Annotated in this window: 13 protein-coding genes and 1 pseudogene; 9 read left to right on the top strand and 5 right to left on the bottom strand. The window is 59.9% G+C overall.

Annotated elements, in window-relative coordinates; genetic code table 11:
- Positions 1-4 precede the first annotated feature (4 nt).
- Positions 5-2284, bottom strand: a complete 2280-nt coding sequence (locus tag F7P80_RS12980) for a TonB-dependent hemoglobin/transferrin/lactoferrin family receptor (RefSeq protein WP_170265386.1) — start codon at positions 2282-2284, stop codon at positions 5-7.
- Positions 2285-2371: 87 nt separating this feature from the next.
- Here F7P80_RS12980 and F7P80_RS12985 point away from each other — a divergent pair, with 87 nt between their 5' ends.
- The 5 genes from F7P80_RS12985 (at position 2372) to F7P80_RS13005 (ending at position 9320) form a co-directional block, all read left to right on the top strand.
- Complete coding sequence (locus F7P80_RS12985) at positions 2372-7186, top strand: cobaltochelatase subunit CobN (protein ID WP_151045320.1); 4815 nt, start codon at positions 2372-2374, stop codon at positions 7184-7186.
- Positions 7183-7839, top strand: a complete 657-nt coding sequence (locus tag F7P80_RS12990; RefSeq protein ID WP_151045322.1) for a hypothetical protein — start codon at positions 7183-7185, stop codon at positions 7837-7839. Before F7P80_RS12985 ends, F7P80_RS12990 begins: the two co-directional genes overlap by 4 nt.
- Positions 7840-7887: 48 nt before the next feature.
- Positions 7888-8481, top strand: a complete 594-nt coding sequence (locus tag F7P80_RS12995) for a MotA/TolQ/ExbB proton channel family protein (RefSeq protein WP_054065322.1) — start codon at positions 7888-7890, stop codon at positions 8479-8481.
- Positions 8478-8831: a DUF2149 domain-containing protein gene (locus F7P80_RS13000; protein WP_054065323.1), complete on the top strand. Its 354-nt coding sequence runs from the start codon at positions 8478-8480 to the stop codon at positions 8829-8831. The genes F7P80_RS12995 and F7P80_RS13000 overlap by 4 nt, the downstream gene beginning before the upstream one ends.
- An 81-nt stretch (positions 8832-8912) precedes the next feature.
- A complete protein-coding gene (locus tag F7P80_RS13005) occupies positions 8913-9320 on the top strand; it encodes a transposase (protein ID WP_151045325.1) in 408 nt (135 codons plus the stop codon).
- Here F7P80_RS13005 and F7P80_RS13010 read toward each other — a convergent pair.
- Positions 9251-9478: pseudogene (locus F7P80_RS13010) on the bottom strand (hypothetical protein); the annotation flags it as partial. The gene F7P80_RS13005 and the pseudogene F7P80_RS13010 sit on opposite strands and share 70 nt — an antisense overlap.
- Positions 9479-9698: 220 nt before the next feature.
- Here F7P80_RS13010 and panD point away from each other — a divergent pair.
- The 4 genes from panD (at position 9699) to F7P80_RS16820 (ending at position 12259) form a co-directional block, all read left to right on the top strand.
- On the top strand, positions 9699-10079 hold the full coding sequence (panD, locus tag F7P80_RS13015) for an aspartate 1-decarboxylase (RefSeq protein WP_054065324.1): 381 nt from the start codon (positions 9699-9701) through the stop codon (positions 10077-10079).
- Between the two features lie 197 nt (positions 10080-10276).
- Complete coding sequence (panB, locus tag F7P80_RS13020) at positions 10277-11173, top strand: 3-methyl-2-oxobutanoate hydroxymethyltransferase (RefSeq protein WP_151045328.1); 897 nt, start codon at positions 10277-10279, stop codon at positions 11171-11173.
- Between the two features lie 33 nt (positions 11174-11206).
- Positions 11207-12055, top strand: a complete 849-nt coding sequence (panC, locus tag F7P80_RS13025; RefSeq protein WP_151045331.1) for a pantoate--beta-alanine ligase — start codon at positions 11207-11209, stop codon at positions 12053-12055.
- Positions 12056-12091: 36 nt separating this feature from the next.
- The gene (locus F7P80_RS16820; protein ID WP_170265387.1) at positions 12092-12259 is read left to right on the top strand and encodes a type 1 glutamine amidotransferase family protein; all 168 of its coding nucleotides are present in this window, start codon (positions 12092-12094) and stop codon (positions 12257-12259) included.
- Between the two features lie 66 nt (positions 12260-12325).
- Here F7P80_RS16820 and F7P80_RS13030 read toward each other — a convergent pair whose 3' ends face one another.
- The 3 genes from F7P80_RS13030 to hsdR all read right to left on the bottom strand — a co-directional run bounded on the left by F7P80_RS13030 (position 12326) and on the right by hsdR (position 18811).
- Positions 12326-13699: a restriction endonuclease subunit S gene (locus F7P80_RS13030; protein ID WP_151045334.1), complete on the bottom strand. Its 1374-nt coding sequence runs from the start codon at positions 13697-13699 to the stop codon at positions 12326-12328.
- Positions 13700-15154, bottom strand: a complete 1455-nt coding sequence (locus tag F7P80_RS13035; protein WP_151045337.1) for a class I SAM-dependent DNA methyltransferase — start codon at positions 15152-15154, stop codon at positions 13700-13702. It lies immediately after the preceding gene.
- A 174-nt stretch (positions 15155-15328) separates the two neighbouring features.
- On the bottom strand, positions 15329-18811 hold the full coding sequence (gene hsdR, locus F7P80_RS13040) for a type I restriction-modification system endonuclease (protein ID WP_151045341.1): 3483 nt from the start codon (positions 18809-18811) through the stop codon (positions 15329-15331).
- Positions 18812-18866 lie beyond the last annotated feature (55 nt).

Raw genomic sequence — 18866 nt, forward strand, 5'->3', positions numbered from 1 at the left:
GCCCTTAAAAATCCAGCCGCAGGCTCATTGCGGCTGTACGCCCCGGTGCGCTGTAGGCAGCCAGGCGTGGATCATTCCCTGTCAGGTGGCTCACGGTGGACCAGTCGTAATACGAGCGGTTGAACATATTGTGGATCGCCAGATGAAGCGTCACCTGCTTGCCCAGCCTCCAGTAGGCCGTGATATCTGCGGTGGCATAGCCGCTGGTTTTCAGCGGCACAGGTGCGGTGGGGCCAGTCTGCGCCAAAGCTTCATTGACACGGCGCTTACCGGCAACCAGGTTGGCGGTAAGTTCTGCGCCCCAGCGGCGGCTGCGCTCATCCCAGCGCAGACCAGCGACCAGCCGTGCGGGCTGAATGCTGTTGAGTGGCTGGTTGGTGACTTTGTCGTTACCCACAGAAAACTGCAGCGCGCCCAGCAACTTCCAGTGGTCCTTGGCGTGCAGCCACTGCCCGATTGACAAATGCCCCTTGGCTTCAATGCCGTAGATTTCTACTTCGCCAATGTTGCGTGACTGAAACGTGCGGATGGCCCGCGCATCGCCGCTTTGCCCTGGTGGAATGAAGGCAATCATCTGCGTCTGGATAAAGTCGGTATAGCGGTTGTAGAAAGCCGCAACCTCATAGGAGCCGCGCTCAAACTGCCCACGCATGCCCAGCTCCAATCCCCTGCTGCGCTCAGGTTTGAGGTTGGGGTTGGGGATAAAGTCGTGAATAAAGCTGGCGACAGGCACGCGCCCTATGCGGTTGAGCTGGTCATAGGTGGGCATGCGAAAGCCCGTGACGAAGTTGGCATAGATCACCTGCTGGGGCAGCCAACTGTAGCTCAGGCCCAGGCGCGGCGTCCATGCGGTTTTGGATTGCCCCACGGGTTTGCTGCCAGCCACATTGGCATTGGCAAACAGCGCATCGGGGTGTGGCGTAATCCGGTAAGTGTCAAAGCGCAGGCTGGGCGTGATGCGCAGGCGGTCATGCAGCAGCGCAATTTCATCCTGCACAAAAACGCCAAGGTTTTGCACCGTGGTGTCTGGTGCGATTTTGCGCGGGTACAAGTCACCATCCACGATCTTGCTCACCACTTGACTGCCCACAGTGCGCTGCAGTGCGTCATTGCGCACCTCCAGCTTTTTGTACAGCATGTCTGCGCCCAGTACCCAGCGGTGGGTCAGTGCGCCCTGCTGGTGCTGGCCATCCAGTTGCAGGCTGCCAGACCATTGCTTTTCGCTGTGTGCCAGTGTGCTTTCGCGCAGCTGGGCAGGCTGTGCGCCCGGCGGCTGGCGTGCCTCGTCGGTGAATTCGTTGCTGCGGCTGTGCTGCACATCAATTTGCGCAGACAGGTTTTCAAACCATGCCCCTCCGGGTGTGTAGCGATAAGCCAGCCCCAGGCGATCGCGCTGGCTGCTGTCATCGGCCGCACTGCGCGTAATGCGTGTACCACCTGCGATAGGGCCTAGCAGCGATTGCAGATAGGCGCTGTTTTCCTTGCGAAAGTGTTCTGCCGTAAGCGTCATGCTCTGGCTGCTATCTATGCCCAGCACAGACTTGAGCAACACGTTGTGCATGCGCCAATCCTGTGGGTCTGGCTGCAGTGCACTGTCAGGGTGGTTTTGCAGCTCATGCCCACGGCTGGATGAAACCGACACCAGGTTTTGCGCGGCACCCGCGCGAAATGCCAGATTGGCATTGGCCCAGCGGCTGTCATCAGCACCATCAAAGCCTGCAGATGCAGAGCCTGCCAGGTGCTGACCATCGTCCAGAAAATCCTGTGGCTCCAGCGTGCGAAACAGCACGACACCCGCCAGCGCATCGCTGCCATACAGGCTGGATGCCGGCCCTTTGAGCACTTCCACACGCGAAAGCGACCGTACATCCAGCTTTAACTGCCCATGGTTGGCGCCTGCGGCCACATAACCGCCTGGCTGGCGCACGCCATCAACCATCAAGCCCAGTCGCTGGCTGCCAATGCCACGCACTTCGATATGCGCCTCTCCACCTCGGCCACGTGGATCGCGCCCCACAGCCACGCCGGGCTCGTGGCGAAACATGGTGCGCAGATCGCTCACCAGGTCTTCCTGCAGCTGCTGGCTGTCAATCACGGTCACCGTCGCAGGCGCCGTTAACGCTGCGGAGGGCCTGCGGGTTGCCGTAATGGTGACGGCTTCCAGGCTGGCACTGGCCTTGTCTTGTGCGCCGGGGTGCGTATGCATCTGCCCCTGTGCTTGCTGTGCCCAGGCCACTCCCATGCTGGCACATACCCCCCAGATCGCTGCTTGCAGCGCAGTCATACGAAACATCTCACTTCACCTTGAACCAAATGCGAAACAAAGAATGTTATAACATCACAAATTGATTTTCTGAACAGGTCAAGAAAAATGACAGGAGCTTTTCGCTCACGCTTTACTGCCCGGCGCTGGCAGCGCATTGCGCTGGGCGCTTTACTGTTGCTGACATGTGCTGTGTGGCTGTGGATAGGCTGGCGCACATGGCTGGCACCCACACGCATCGCGCTGGTGAACTACCCGGAGTTCCAGGCAGCACGCCTGGTCAAGGCCAGCCCTGATGCTTTTCATCGCATCAGCGTGTTGCCACTGCAGCGCCTGCAGCAGGTCAAGGACTATGACCTGGTGCTGGTTTTTGGCCGTGGCCTCAAGCTGGATGACACGCAGCTGCAGCATTTGCGCGAAGCTGCGCAGGCAGGCACCCCTTTGTTTGTGGATGGGGCCAGCAACCCGCAGCACGACACCCTCACCAACTTGCAGGGTGAGGATCTGGACGCCGTCTCCAGCTACCTGCACAGCGGTGGCCCTGCCAATTACGAACGCCTGCAGGCCTACGTACGCAGCATGATCGATGGCAAGCGCTTTTTTACGCAGGCCGTACAGCCTGCGCAGGAAATGCCGCAGGATGTGTTTTTTCACCTGGGCGATGAAGCTGTCTTCGCTGATTTACCCAGCCTGGAGCAACACCTGCAACAGCAGCCCGGCTGGCAGCCACAGCGCCCACGTCTGGCATTGCTGACCAGCGTGCCCGGACCTTTCAATGCCAATCGTGACCATGTGGATGCCACCATCCGCGCATTTGAATCGCGTGGCTTTGAAGTCATTCCCATGGCAGCGGTGCGCCAGCGCCTGGCTTTTTTACAGCAGGTCCAGCCCGACGCCGTGGTCTACATGCCCCATGGGCGGCTGACGCTGGGCCAGGCCGATGAGGCCCGCCAGTGGCTGGCGCAGCGCAATATTCCGCTGTTTGCTCCCGTGAGCATCTTTGCGGAAGAGCAAGCATGGCTGGATGAGCCGCGCAGCTTTGACGGCAGCCTGCTGACCATGTCCATCACCTTGCCAGAGCTGGACGGCGCCACCACCCCCATGGCGATTGCCGCACAGTTTCGCGACAGCACGGGTTTGCGTGTTTTCCGCGCCCTGCCCCAGCGACTGGAGCGCTTTGCCGATCTGGTGCAGCGCAGCGTGGCCCTCAAAACCATGCCCAATGCCGAGAAAAAAATGGCCATTTACTACTACAAAGGCCCCGGCCAGAGTGCGCTGACGGCAGGTGATCTGGAGGTCGTGCCCTCTTTGTACGCCCTGCTCCAGCACCTGCGTGCACAGGGCTACCGAGTGGATGGCCTGCCTGCCACTGAAGCGGAGTTTGCCCGCCTGCTGCAACAGCGCGGCCCCAATATTGGGCCCTACGCCAAGGGCGACTTTGCCCAGTTTCTGCAGCATGCAGACCCTGCACTGGTGTCTGCCACGCAATTGCAGCAATGGTGCGGCGCACGCATTGCATCAACACTGTGTGAGCAAGTCAGCCAGCAGTTTGGCCCTGCGCCCGGTAACTACCTGAGCCACCAGAACCACGTCGCCGTGGCCCGTGTGCCGCTGGGCAATGTGGTCTTGCTGCCGCAGCCCCTGTCTGGCGTGGGTGACGACAGCTTCAAAATCGTGCACGGCACCAAGCAGGCTCCGCCCTGGCCGTATGTGGCTTCGTATCTGTGGACGCACGAAGTCTTTGGCGCCGATGTGGTCATGCACTTTGGCACCCACGGCAGCCTGGAATTCACACCCGGCAAGCAGATGGCCCTGTCAGACCACGACTGGCCCGATGCCCTGATTGGCAATGTGCCGCATCTGTACCTGTACACCATGGCCAATGTGGGTGAAGCCATGATTGCCAAACGGCGCAGCTATGCCACCACTGTTTCGCACCTGACGCCGCCACTGCGTGCTGCAGGTGCCCAATCTGCACATAAGCAGCTGGCTGATCTGCTGCTGGCATGGAGCAGCGCAGACAGTGGCGCGCTCAAGCACCAGTACGCCCAGGACATCCAGCAGCAGGCGGTGGCACTGGGCCTGCACCAGGACTTGTCCCTGACCGCCGATGCCCCGTGGAGCGAAGCACAGCTGCAGCAGCTGGCCGACCACATGGAAACCGTGACCAGCGCGAACATCACCGATGGGCTTTACACACTGGGCACGCCCTATTCGGACCGCGCGCTGGACAGCATGGCCCAGCTGATGGGGGAAGACGCCATCCTGCACGCACTGGCAGAGCTGGACGTAGCACGCGGCAGCGTTGCACGGGCCCAGCTGGAGCACAGCGCATGGCTGGCACAGACCTACCGCCCGCGTGTGCAGGCGCTGATCGAGCTGGCCCAGCAAGGCGAGCCTGCACAAAAACTGCTGGAGCAAGTGCTGCAGCCCGGCGAGCTGCAACGCGCGCTGGACTGGGAGCACAGCCAGCACCGCCCCAGCGATGACGACCTGGTGCGCGGCTTTATCGCACTGGGCAGCCAGCGCGCATCTGCAGCACCTGCCGCAGCCCCGGCTGTGGATGATGCCGTGCTGCGCCAGCACCTCGCCCGCGCACTGGCCGACCCTGACAAACAGGAATTTCTGCACAGCCTGCGCTCTGAGCAAAAGCTCAAGCACGCACTGCGGGCGCTGGACCCTCAGGCGCTGCAAACCGCACGCAGCATCGCCAAGGCCATTCCGGTCATGGGCAAGGCGCTGGACATCGCCACTGATGCCGATGTGCTGCCCCTGCTGCAAGTCATGCAAAGCGCGGCAGGCCGCCAGAAAGTGTTCGACTGGCTGGCCGACCCCACGTTGCAGGCCAGCGTAGAAGCTGAACTACTGCAGGCCAGGCAGCGCGCGCAGCAGGCATGGCTGGCACAGGCCCAGCAGTATGAAGGCACGCTGGATACGGCAGCTGCCATCACCAGTGCAGAACAGGCGCAACAGCACGTGCAGCAACTCAATCCAGCGGCCCGTGCGCAATTGCACGCTGCCTTGGCGTTCTGGCAAAAAACAGAGCAGCCAGCGCTTGATACATCAGCATTTCAAATACAAAATGCTTTGAAAGGCTTAGAGCATCTGCGCAAAGCGCTACAAAAAGCAGAAGATCAGCAGCAGGACAGCGAGCGCCGCTTTGCCCAGGCCGTGCTGTCGCTGCGCGCACGCCTGCAGGCCATCCCCGACTACCGCGAGCAGCTGGCCCACAGCCCTGCGCGTGAACTGGCGGCGCTGAGCAATGCGCTCTCTGGCGGTTTTACCGAGCCGTCTTCGGGGGGCGATGCCCTGGTCAACCCGCAGGCGCTGCCTACGGGCCGCAACCTCTACAGCATTGATGCGGAAAAGGCCCCATCCGAGCAGGCCTGGCGTGTGGCACGCCAGATGGTGGACCAGATGCTGGCCCAGCACCGCGCTGCCCATGAGGGCCAGTGGCCCAGCAAAGTGGCGTTCACGCTGTGGGCGGGTGACTTCATCCACACCGAAGGCACCAGCGTGGCGCAAATCCTCTACCTGCTGGGGGTGGAACCGGTGCGCGATGCCTTTGGCCGTGTCTCCAGTTTGCGCCTGATCGACCGTGAAGTGCTGGGCCGCCCCCGCATTGATGTGGTGGTGCAGACCTCGGGCCAGCTGCGCGATCTGGCCGCCTCACGCCTGTACCTGATCAACCAGGCCGTGGCCATGGCGGCACAGGCGCGTGAAGCGGACAATGCCGTCGCTCAGGGCGTGCAGGCGGTGGAGCGCACCCTGAAAGAGCGCGGTGCAGCCCCGGCGCAGGCGCGCAAACTGGCCCATGTGCGCGTGTTCGGTGGCGTCAATGGCGGCTACGGCAGCGGCATCATGGACATGGTGGAAGCCGGTGACCGCTGGCAAGACCGCTCTGAAGTGGCCCAGACCTATATCGCCAACATGGGCGCAAGCTATGGCGAAGGCGAAATCTGGGGCGACTTCCAGGCCGGTGCCTTTGAAGCCGCACTGGCGGGCACGCAGCTGGTGGTGCAACCGCTGGAGTCCAACACCTGGGGGCCGATCTCGCTGGACCACGTCTATGAGTTCATGGGCGGCCTGAATCTGGCTGTGCGTGAAGTCACCGGCGAGGAGCCGGACGCCTACTTCAGCGACTACCGCAGCCCCAGTCGCCCCACCATGCGCGAGGCCAAGGCCGCCATTGCGGTGGAGGCACGCGCCACGGTGCTCAACCCGTCCTACATCCAGTCGCTGACCCAAGGCGGCGCTTCTGCAGCAGAAAACCTGGCGGAAATCACCCGCAACCTCTACGGCTGGAACGTCATGAAAACCGATGCCTTTGCCCCCGAGATGTGGGATGCGCTGCACGACACCTATGTGCGTGACCGCCACCAGCTGGGCGTGCAGGCATTTTTTGAGCGCGTGAACCCCTACGCCTTGCAGGAGATGACCGCCGTCATGCTCGAAACCGCGCGCAAAGGCTACTGGCTGCCTGGCGATGAACGCCTGCAGGAGCTGAGCATGCTGCACGCCGACCTGGTAGGCCGCTTTGGCGCCAGTGGCACCGGCTTTGTGAACGACAACCGGGCGCTGCGCACCTTTATTGCGCAGCAGCTGGGCGATGAGGATGTGCGGCAGGCCTATCAGGACGCGCTGCAGACCGCCAACACCGGGGTCAGCGTGAACACCGACAAGGCACTGGTCCTGCAAAAAACCAACGATGGCCCCCTGGGCAATCCCGCCCAGCCTGCTGCCAGCAGCGATGCAGCGCAGGCACAGCCCACCAATAAGGCGCAGCAGCCCAATAAGGATGAGCAAACCACGCTGAGCCTGCGCCCCAGCGGTGCTCTGCTGGCTGTGCTGACGGGCGTGGTGCTGGCACTGGGCGCACTGGTGTGGTGGCTGCGCCGCCGCCATGCAGGGGTTGGCGCATGAGTGTCGATGCCACCTTGCTGCTCCTGCTGGCCGTCTGCTGCTGGGTGCTGCTCTCCTTACAGGCCAGTCAGTGGCCGCGCTGGCTGCAGCTGGCTGCGCCGCTGGCACTCGTAGCCCTGCTGCTGGCTACGGGCGATCTGGCCAGCCACACCAGCATGGCCAGCATCCTGCAATGGGCGGCCAACCCGCAGCGTCGCCAGGATCTGGCCGCCCTCATGCTGGCCGAAGCCCTGCTCTACGGCTGCCAGGCCATATGCGGCGCGCAGGGCCAAAGTAACTGGTGGTGGCGCTTGCTCAGCTGGCTGCCCCTGCCCTCGGCCGTGCTGATGCTGTTTTTTGCGCAGGTGGGCGTGATGCTGCTGGTCGATGGCTGGGACTACCAGCAGCTGGGCTGGCTGTGCGCCCTCAGCTTTGCACTGGTGCTGGCTGCCATCAGCGCGCTGCTGCACTGGGCCTTGCCGGAGATGAGCGTGCGCCATGTGCTGCGCGTGGGTCTGCATGGTGTGCAGGTGCTGGCTGCCTTGTGGCTGGCGCGTCCGGCGCTGCCCCCCAGCGTTGATCCGGTGCCGCTGTGGGGCGAACGGCTGGCCGCAACGGCCTGCGTGGTGCTGGCACTGGCCGCTGTGGGCTGGTGGTGGCAGCGCCGCCGCTGATGCGGCTTTTCTCTCTGAATACACAACTCTCTCTGACACACAAGTTTTATGGAATCGTTGATTTACACCCTGTCCTGGATCTCCACCGCGCTGCAAGTGCCGGTGGTGGTCGCCATCCTCTACCTGCTGGCGCGCGGCCTGCTGGCACTGGGCGGCTTTTATGGCCAATGGAGCGACCGCCTGCGCCGCAGACATCACATGGGCACGCTGGCAGACATTCCCGCAACGCAGCTGCTCGACACACTGGAGCAAGCCTGCGTTCGCCCCAAAGATGCCTTGCGTCAGGCCCTGCAGGCACTGCGGAAAGCACCTGCTGACCCGGTCTGGCATGAGCGCGTAGTCACCGAGTTTGAACTGGCTGTTGACCAGCGCCTGGCGCTGTTTCGCACCATGACACGCATTGGCCCCCTGCTGGGGCTGATGGGCACGCTGATTCCGCTGGGCCCCGCACTGGTAGCCCTGGCAGGCGGCGACATTGCTGTGCTGGCGCGCAAGATGGAAGTCGCCTTTGCCACGACCGTGGTCGGGCTGGTGATTGGTGCCATTGGCTTCATGCTGCACCAGACCACCCAGCGCTGGGCCATGGACGATTTGTCGCTGCTGGATCTGGTCAGCGCCCGCCTGCGCGGAGACAAGGCATGAAGCGCCGCCGCTCCCTGCTGCGCGGTGGCGACAGCGACGACATGGACCCCATGGGCTTTTTGATCAACCTGTTCGATGTGGCCCTGGTATTTGCGCTGGCGCTGATGATTGCGCTGGTGTCCAACCTGCGCATTGCCGACATGCTCACCGCCAAGGACTTCACCGTGGTGAAAAACCCCGGCCAGCCAGACATGGAAATCATCACCCGCGAAGGCGGTAAAGTCTCACGCTACGTGGCCGGTGACGCCCAGGCCGAAGGCAACAGCGCCCGCCAGGGCCAGCGCGTGGGTACGGCCTACCGGCTGGAAAGTGGCGAGATCATCTATGTGCCGGATGAGACAGCTCCCTGACATGAGCCAACAACACCCTAAGCAAGCTCTGCACAAATAGTGCTCGGGTGTGCTTGTAGCCCCCGATGTGTCCAAACAGAGGTGGTTTTCATCTTCAAGCCAGCTTCAATGCCCGCCTTTTGGCGGGCATTGGCCTTTGAGGCCATGCATTTAAGCCCTGTTTTCTGGTGTTTTCAGCAAGCGCTTAGGGTGTGTCATCTAATCGCATCCATTCCTGCTGCAGCCGTCTTAGCCGATAAGGGCTATGACGCACAAGAGCGAGTCGTTGAACCGCACTTGCGACAAGGCAAACAAGTGGTTATTTCCAGTCGCAGGTGCTGCAAAGAAAAACGCCCGTACGACAAACACTTATACAAAGCACCTCACCTGATCGAGAACTTCTTTGCACGCTTGAAGCAGTACCGCTGTATTGCACCACGCTACGACAAAACTGCAGATGCGTTCTTGGGAAGCATCCATCTGGCAGCAATCGCCATATGGCTCAATTGATGACACGCTCCAGGAACCATCCACAAGTTGGCTAAGGCTAATAAGGTGTGTAGCTGCGGGGTGTTCTTCTGCAAACCTCAATAGCGGACCTTGCGGTGTCCGAATTGGCATTTGATCACCCTGAGGGCATGTTCAACCTTGGGCCTGATCCTGGCTTTTTTCACTTGCTCCCGCCCCTGATTTGTAAAAGACAGGAGCTGGTATTTGGTGCACGGCAAAGCAGTTCCAATACACGAATGGGCTACTCGCCATTCCAGATGCCGAGTTCATTGGGCAGACTCCGCATAATCCGCGCCTTGTGCGCAAACGCTCAAAATCACCGGCATTTCAATTTAGCCTTGCCTGGTGACTACCCAAAATAAATAAGCAGGGAGATATATGTTTCGTACACTTTTGAAGTCAAAGATTCATCGCGTCAAAACTACGCAGTGCGAGCTGCACTATGAGGGTTCGTGTGCCATTGATGAGGATTTGCTCGATGCCGCAAATATTGCAGAAAACGAGCAGATTCACATCTGGAACATTGACAACGGTGAGCGTTTTGTCACGTACGCAATCAAGGGGCAACGTGGCAGCGGCATGATTTCGGTCAATGGCTCGGCCGCTCGCCGTGCTGCGGTGGGTGATTTGCTCATCATTGCCGCTTTTGCCCAGGTTCATGAAAAAGATGTCGCCAATCACCAGCCGCAACTGGTTTTTGTGGATGACAACAACCGCCAGACAGAGCTGCGCCATAAAGTTCCTACACAGTCTCTTTAAGACTTTGTCGCCCACACCTGACAGCTACGCACAGGGCATAAGCGCCCTGTGGATCTTGCCTGCCAGCACGGCAGGCTCCGCACTTGAAAGCCGCTGACAGTTCAAGAAATAAGCCAAACCCTCAAGGCGCTGACTGAGCAGTGCTGGATCAAGGGATTGGTTAGCGGCCGTTAACTTCTGAATGAAAGTGTACGGACATGAGCAATACGACGGACTCCAAGGCCAGCGTTTCTTCTGGGACACCTTACGGCACCATTCCCCCAGCCTCACCCATGCCTGGGCGTAAGCCGGTCAGCCTGCCTCGCTTGGCACAGATGCGTGCACAGGGTGAAAAAATCGCCATGCTCACAGCCTACGATGCAACGTTTGCAGCAGTCGCCGATGCCGCAGGCGTAGATTGCATCTTGATCGGAGACTCTCTGGGCATGGTATGTCAGGGACGCCACAGCACGGTGGGTGTCACCATGGAAGACATGGTCTATCACACGGCTAGCGTCGCTCGAGGCATTCATCGCAGCCAGGGTAGCGCCTGGCTGGTAGCCGACCTGCCCTACGGCAGTTATGCAGAAAGTCCCGAGCAGGCGATGCGCAACGCGTGCAGTTTGATGCAGGCTGGCGCTCACATGGTGAAGCTTGAAGGTGGCGGCTGGACTGTCAAAACCGTTGAGTTCCTGGTCGCTCGAGGCGTGCCCGTCTGCGCCCATCTTGGCCTGACGCCCCAGACCGTTTACGCTCTGGGCGGCTATCGTGTTCAAGGCAGAGACGAGTCGGCCGCGCAATTGCTGCGCGAGCAGTCACTACAGCTGCAGGAGGCTGGTGCAAGCATGTTGGTGCTGGAGATGGTTCCTGCAAGCTTGGCAGCCAGCATTACCCAGGAATTGGTACATTGCCACACCATAGGGATTGGCGCAGGCAATGGAACTGCAGGCCAGGTGCTGGTGCTGCATGACATGCTTGGCATGAATCTGGGCAAGATGCCTAAATTTGTGCGCAACTTCATGGAAGGCACAGACAGCATCAAGGGAGCCATGCAAGCCTATGTCCAGGCGGTCAAAGCAGGCAGCTTTCCCGACAACGCTCTGCACGCTTGGTAAACACAGGCTCAGCATCTTCGAGATATTTCACCTATGCAAATCGTTCACACCACTGATGCTTTGCGCCAGGCTTTGGCCGGCCGCGGCCGCCCCGGCTTTGTCCCGACCATGGGTAATCTGCATGAGGGGCACCTTTCCTTGGTGCGCCATGCGCAAACACTTGCAGACGTGACGGTTGCCAGCATCTTCGTCAATCGTCTGCAGTTTCTGCCGCACGAAGACTTCGACAGCTATCCACGCACGTTTGAATCTGATTGTGCCAAGCTCGCTTCACTGGGCTGTGATGTGCTGTTCGCCCCTAAGGAGGTTGACCTCTACCCTCAACCCCAGACATTCAAGGTCCACCCAGATCCTGCACTGGCCGACATCCTCGAAGGACAGTTCCGTCCAGGCTTCTTTACCGGCGTGAGCACTGTCGTCATGAAGCTGTTTCACTGCGTTTTTGGTCATTCGGTGGGGGGCGTTGCCGTATTTGGCAAAAAGGACTACCAGCAACTATTGGTCATCCGCCACATGGTGCAGCAGTTTGCCATGCCGATAGAGATTGTTGGCGTTGATACCCAGCGCGCTGAAGACGGACTGGCGCTGAGCTCACGCAATGGCTATCTGGAACCGGAGCAACGCAACCAGGCCCGTGCACTGTATGCACAGCTGCAGTGGCTCGCCGAACAGGCTCTGCAGGGCACTTCTGCGCTGGCCGAGCTGGAAGCGCAGGCCATGGCACAGCTATCGGCCCTGGGCTGGGAGCCTGATTATCTGACCGTTCGCCGTCGCAATGATCTTGTGCCGCCTGCGCCAGCAGACATTCAAGCTTCCAGCCTGGTCGCATTGGGCGCTGCGCGTTTAGGCAACACACGGCTGATTGACAATCTGGAGTTCTAGAAAAGTGCGTCCTTATGGCCGAACTTATCCTCTGCCATGGTTGATGCCGTAGCCTCTGTGATGCCCATGGAGTCCGGCGAAAAACTGGCCCGGGAAGCCGTAGCGCAGGACTGGTTCCGTGATGCCTTTGGGCACCTCAAAGCCATTGCAGCATGCAAAGCCAGGGCGGATTCAAATCTGAACTGCAACACCTGCAACTGTTAAGGTCAGCAGATGTCTTCAAATCCCTCAGTTTTTGAATATTTTGCAGTGGTTTTTTGCGGGATTCAGTCAACTAGGAAACAGTGCAAAGCCAATGCTGGTGCGGGTTTTTGAGTTTTGCAGGGCCGACTCAGTAGCTGCCGCCTTACGACCTCGCTTAGGCTTGGGAGGTGTCTGCGCCACACGCGCCGCGCGCAGGCGGCGCAGGAGTTCGGCCGCCGGTTCGTCGTTGGGGTCCTGCGGCACCAGCTCGCCGCGAAAGGCCTTGGCCAGCAGCGCAGGGGTCAGGTGCTCGGCCGCGGTCTGGGCGGATTGCAGACGGGCTTCCAGGCGGTCGGCAAAGGCAAGCAGGATTTCAACGCGGCGGACGATTTCGGCTTGTTCATCATCTGGTGGTAAATTTATTGGAATTGAATCCAGTGCCTTTCGCGTAAGTTTTGGCTGAGCCGAGCCAGTAATCCAAGGCGTTAGATCAAGAGAATTAATTGCATAAGAAAGATAATTAAGTCTATTTTTACAATCCGAGGTTAAAACATGGGCGTGATTATTAACCCATATTTTCCCTGATGCACGAAATGCTATAGGCTTTGATCTGGCTAGCAAATTAGCACCATCCTCACCTATCAATAAAAATTCGCCATCATGCGTATAGCCATTAATTCTATCAATTACACCTGATGCACCATAGTAGGGGTAATCCCCTCTACGTTCATTTCTAAGAGCCTCAGAAATTGGGATGCGCAAGCTATCTTTGTTAAAAGCAGCATTACCCAATTTAGCGATAGACCAGCCAGAAGAAAGTTCTGAACTCACGCTACTTAATAGCCGCCAATCCTTCGTCAACCTCCCCGAAGTCGCAGCAGCCAGCACAGACTGGCGAAAGCGCTTGAGCAAGGGGGTGATGCGCGCCAGTCGGTCATTCAGGGTATCGACGCGCGCCAGTGTGGTGTCAAGTTTGTCGGCGATGCGGCGTTGTTCTCCCAGTGGCGCTAAAACCAAGGGAGCTTGCTTGCCTGCATCTGTACCAAGGCGGGGCATGTTTACACCATGACTTACCTCAGTGACGTAATTAATAAAAACTGGATGCTTAAGCCAATAAAATAGATATTTTGAATTAATTGCTTGATTACCTTTAATAGGAACTATTTCTGTAGTGCATACGCCAGCTTCATCTGCATAAACAACTTTATTCAGATAAGGGCGCAATTTGCCATAAAGTACATCACCAGCTTCAAATTTATTTTTTGTGCTTTTTGATTGACGTTCTGAAAACCTGACTTTTTGCAGCACTCGAGAAGAATTTTTCTCAATATCTTCCAGCTCTAGCACCCAAGTATCATCTGCAATTTCAGTAGGTTCAGACTTTAAAGCCCAACCATAATTAACAACATCGCCTAAACTTATTTTTAGCCACGTTGGAGGTATTTCTTCAGAAGAATACATTTAAAATTCCTCCCCCAACTCCGCCAAAATCCCCTCTAACTCTTCCAGCGCAGCATTGAGTTCATCCGTAATCTCACGCGCCAGCACCGCAGGCTCAGGCAAATCGGCCGCGTCCTCCACGCTATCGTCCTTGAGCCAGGCAATATCCAGGCTGTCCTGCTTTTCCGTGGCAATCCATTCGCGTGTAAAGCAGCGCCAGCGGCCCTGCTCGCCTTGGTCTTGGCGGGGGCTGCGGCCGTTCGGGTCTTGGCCATAGGCTGTGATGAAGTCCGCAAAGTGCGCCTCGGTCAGCGGGGTGCGCTTGCCAAACTTGGGGGCGTTGGCGCGCATGTCGTACACCCAGACGCTGTCGGTGCTGCCGGTGGCAGATTCGCTCACTTTTTCAAAGAACAGCACATTGGTCTTGACACCCTGCGCGTAAAAGATGCCGGTGGGCAGGCGCAGGATGGTATGCAGGCGGCATTTGTCCATGAGCATGCGGCGAATGTCCGTGCCCACGCCGGCTTCAAACAGCACATTGTCGGGCAGCACCACGGCGGCGCGGCCACCGTCCTTCAAGTGGCGCACGATGTGCTGCACAAAGGCCAGCTGCTTGTTGCTGGTGGCAAAAGTCAGGTCATCGCGTGTGGGGCCGCCGCCGCCCTTGGCCGTGCCAAACGGCGGGTTGCTGAGGATGATGTCGCTCTTGGGCAATTGGCTGCCTGCGCTGCCCAGCGTGTTGCCCAGACGAATCGCGCCTTCGCCACGGCCTTCAATGCCGTGCAGCAGGCAGTTCATGAGCGCGAGACGCCGGGTGTTGGGCACCAGCTCCATGCCCACATAGGCATCCACAATCTGAAAGGCGCGCTGGGCTTCGGTCAGTTCCAGCAAATCGTCCGTCTGGGCGCGGATGGCGCGGTCTGCGGCAATCAGGAAACCGGCGGTGCCTGCGGCCGGGTCCTGCACGGTCTCGCCCACCTGCGGGCGCATGACGGTGATCATGGCGTCAATCAGCGGGCGTGGTGTGAAGTACTGGCCTGCGCCGCTTTTGGTTTCGGAGGCGTTCTTTTCCAGCAGGCCTTCGTACAGGTCGCCCAGGCCATCCTTGTCAGTGTCAAACCAGTCAATCTGGTCCAGGCTGCGGATGAGCTGCTCCAGATGGCGCGGTTCCTTCAGGCGCGTCTGCGCATCGGCATAGATGGCGGCAATGCGCACATCGGTGGATTGCGAGAGCTTGAGCAGCGTTTCCTTGTAGTAGTTCAGCAGGTTCAGGCCGGACTTGCTGCGCAGCTGCTCCCAGCGTGCGTATTCGGGCAGCAGCGGTGCGGTGATGACGCCGGACTCCACATTCTCGTGCTCCATCTTGATAAAGAGCAGCAGCACCAGCTCGGTGACGTAATCGCTGTAGTTGATGCCGTCGTCACGCAGCACGTCGCAAAGGTTCCAGAGTTTCTGGACGATGTCAGAGGTGGTCATAGAGGGTGTGTTGTAGTTTTGATAGCTGCCAGCGCTGGATTTATATGGGTTTGAGCATGTTTTATGCCTGAAATGCTTATAAATCCAGCGCTAGCCGCTCTTTTTTCTGAAATATGAAAAGTTTTGCCATGCAGCATAGCAAGGGATGGCAAGGGGTCAAGCGACCGCAGGCATTCAGGCGGCTTTCTGCCACAGGGCTTCGGAGAGTGTGGCAACCACACTGTCCAGCTTGCCGTCCAGCACCTTGTTGACCTGCTTGATGCCGCCTTGCTGGCGGAAGGCTTCGTTCAGAAAGTTCTGGTCCACCACGGTTTCGTGCTTGAGCTGTTTGGCAATGCGCTCCAGCCAGCTGCGCTGCGCAGGCATCCAGGCGTGCATGGCGTAGATGCGCTGCATGGCGCGGTTGACGCGTTCTTCAAACGGCAGCAGCGCCTCGCCCAGCGCAGCCTGGCGGATGTAGGCGACGATGCCTGCGGCAATGTCCTGGTTGCTCTGGTTGCGCCACGCGGCCTTGAGCGCGGCTTCCGAGTAGCCTGCACCATCGAGCAGCAGGCGCACTTCACGCAGCTGCTCGCGCGTGAGGTCCTTGGGGCGGTTGACCACGACGGACAGCGCCACGGACTGGTTGACCTGCTCGCGCACAAAGCGGGCAAAGCTGTCCAGATAATCTGCCGGTTTGGCGTACTGGCCCCAGCTTTGTTCGCGGGCCACCAACTCGTCATGGTGGGTGGAAATGACGGGCTGGTAGGCCGTGCCCATGAGCTGCTGCACTTCGCCCAGCTGGGCCAGCAGGCGGGTGTTTTCGCGCAGGAAGCTGGCTGCAGCCTGTGTGCCCTCTTTTTTGGCCATGGTGTGCAGGTGCTGGTGCAGCTGGGCCGGTGGCACGCCCCAGCTTTGTTCCAGCTGCTGCAGCTGCGCTTTCAGGGCGGGTTTCTTTTGCGCCATGTGCTCGGCCTTGCGCAGCACGCGCATGAGCTTCTGGTTCAACTGGTCCAGCACATCGTCGGCATGGCGGCGCTCAGGGCTGCTGCCTGCGGCTGTGTAAGCGGCGGGGTTGTCCAGCTCAGCCACCAGCTGTTCGATGCTGACTTTGGGGTCTTTGACCAGCGGTTGCATGGTGTTCACATCCTGCAGCGTGGCGTACAAGTCCACGGGGTCGTAGATGCGGAACACGGTTTTGCCAATGCCATCACACCGGCGCGTGGCGCGGCCAATCATCTGCTCGTACAGGATGCGCGAGCGCACGCGGCGCATGAACACCAGATTGCAGATGGCGGGCACATCAATGCCGGTGGTGAGCAAGTCCACGGTGACGGCCACTTTGGGAAATGGCTCGTTCTTGTAGCGGCGGATCAGCTGGTCCACCTTGTCGCTCTTGCCGGTGATCTTGACCACGGTGGCCTGGTTGTAGGCATCGCCATGCAGCTCCTTGAACGCCTCGCCCAGCATGCGCACCACCTTGTCGGCATGGGTGTCGGTGGCACAGAAGATCATGGCCTTTTCGTCGCTGAAGGGGTCCAGCTCCATGGCCAGCTGGTTGCAGATCACGCGGTTGAAGTTGTCGTTGAGCACGCCTTTGTTAAAGCTGGCCACGTCAAAGTGCAGCTCGTCTTCCAGCTCGGCCTGGTCCACCTCGCCTGTGTGCAGGTTGATGCTTTCCACGGCTTCGCCCTTGTCAAAGTGGATGCCGTTTTGCGTGAGCAGCGTGGTGTAGCGAATGGGTGGCTCGTGGTCGATCAGCCAGTCATCGGCCACGGCTTCGCGGTAGCTGTACGTATACACAGGTTTGCCAAAAATATCACTGGTGTGCTTGGCAGGGGTGGCGGTCAGCCCCACCTTGGCCGCATCAAAGTAGTCCAGCACCCGGCGGTAGGTGGACAGGTACTGGGCCTGGTCACGCAGTTCCAGCTCGCCCTCGGTCATTTCCTGGTCCAGCGTGTAGCCACGGTGGGCTTCGTCCACGATGATGCAGTCAAACTGGTCCACGGGCGGCGGGTTGTCGCTGGCAAAGATGCGCTTGACCATGGCCTGCACGGTGGCGACTTGCACGCGGTCTTCGGCCTGCGCCGCCATGTCGCCCAGATCGGCCACGTTGTAGAGCTTGGACAGCGGCAGGTTTTGCTCCAGCAGCACGTCGTCAAAGGCTTCCAGCGCCTGGTCACCCAGCGCCGTGCGGTCCACCAGAAACAGAATGCGCTTGAAGCGCTCCGCCTTGAGCAGGCGGTAGATCAAGCCAATGATGGTGCGCGTCTTGCCCGTGCCAGTCGCCATGGCCAGCAGGCAGTTGGATTGCCCCTGCGCCAGCGCGCTTTCTACGGCGCTGATGGCTTTGACCTGGTAGTCACGCAGGCCCAGGTAGGCGTGGCCTTCGGCGGCAAGCATTTCCTGCGCCTTGGCAATGTCACGCTGCAGCAGGTCCAGCAGCCCTTCGGGCGAGTGGAAGTTCTGCAGCGGCTTGGCGAGGTTGGAGCTGTGGCGCAGGTCGCGAAACCAGGTGCCGCTGGCTTCTTCATGCTGCTTCACAAAGGGGCGGCCATTGCAAGAATAAGCAAAGGGAATGGTGAAGTGCGCGCCCTGCCCGTCTTCCCAGGGCTGCACGCGCTGGGCCAGCTGCCACGCGGCCTGCACGCCATCGGCCGGTAAAAAGGCACGGGCATAGCGCTCTGCCTGGCTGATCTTGCCCGCCACGTTCTGGTTCAGGCGCTTTGCCTCCACCACGGCCACAGGCACCAGCCCGGCAAAGAGCACATAGTCTGCGCTTTGCATGCCTTGCATGGGCCACTCGGCAATGGCCTGGTTTTTGCCGCGCTGCGGGCGTGCGCCTTTGGCGTGGGTCAGGTGGACGGTGTCGGCCTCCCAGCCTGCGTCGCGCAGCATCTGGTCGATGAGCAGGCGCGTGCTGGCTTCGTCCATGTGCACCAGGCTGGCCGCCTTGCGGGAGCGCTCGCTCCAGCTGCGCATGGACTGGCTGCTTGGTGCTTGTTGCTGCGCGGCCTGTGCCTGGGCTTTGTGCAGCTCGGCCTTCAGGGCTGCAATGGTCTGGCTGGCTTCTTCGGCCAGCTGTTCGTAAATATCGCGCTCCTGCTGGGCCTGCTCGGCCAGCGCTTTTTCCTGCTCCGCCTGCTGGCGCAGCAGCTCGGCCATCGCGGCAGTGTCACTGCTGGCAGCCTCGGTGCTGCTGAGCTTGCGCTGCAGATCTTCTATCTGCTTTTGCAGGGCGTAGAGCTTCTGGCTGGGGTCATCGGGCAGCTGAAAGGGGCCGGGCTTGAAGTGCGGGTCCTTGCCAAAGGTGCGGTGAAACCACAGGGCCACTTCACGCGCGACTTTGAGGCTTTCCAGCGCTTCGCGGTAGCCAATGCGGTGATCGACTTCATGCGCGGCTTCATTGCCACGGGTGCGCAACAAGTGAAACATTTGCCGCACCTGTGCATCCAGCCCCAGGCGGGCATCGATGGCGCGCAGCAACTCGGCCTGGGTGGGCTGCAGCAACTGGATGCCGAGCCGGTTGGCCATGTCTTTGGCAATGGCCTCGGCCAGCAGGCGCAGCTTGGCCACGCAGCTGACCGGGTCGTGAGGGAAGATTTTTTCCGCCGTGGCGCCCAGTGTGGCCAAGGCGTTGGAATGTGCCTGCAAAAACTCGAAATTGCTCACCCGCATTGCTCCGTGTGTTTTTCTTGTCTGCTGCATTATGACGCTGTTACATGGCGTTGCA

The organism is Comamonas kerstersii, assembly GCF_008801935.1.
Taxonomy (GTDB): domain Bacteria; phylum Pseudomonadota; class Gammaproteobacteria; order Burkholderiales; family Burkholderiaceae_C; genus Comamonas; species Comamonas kerstersii.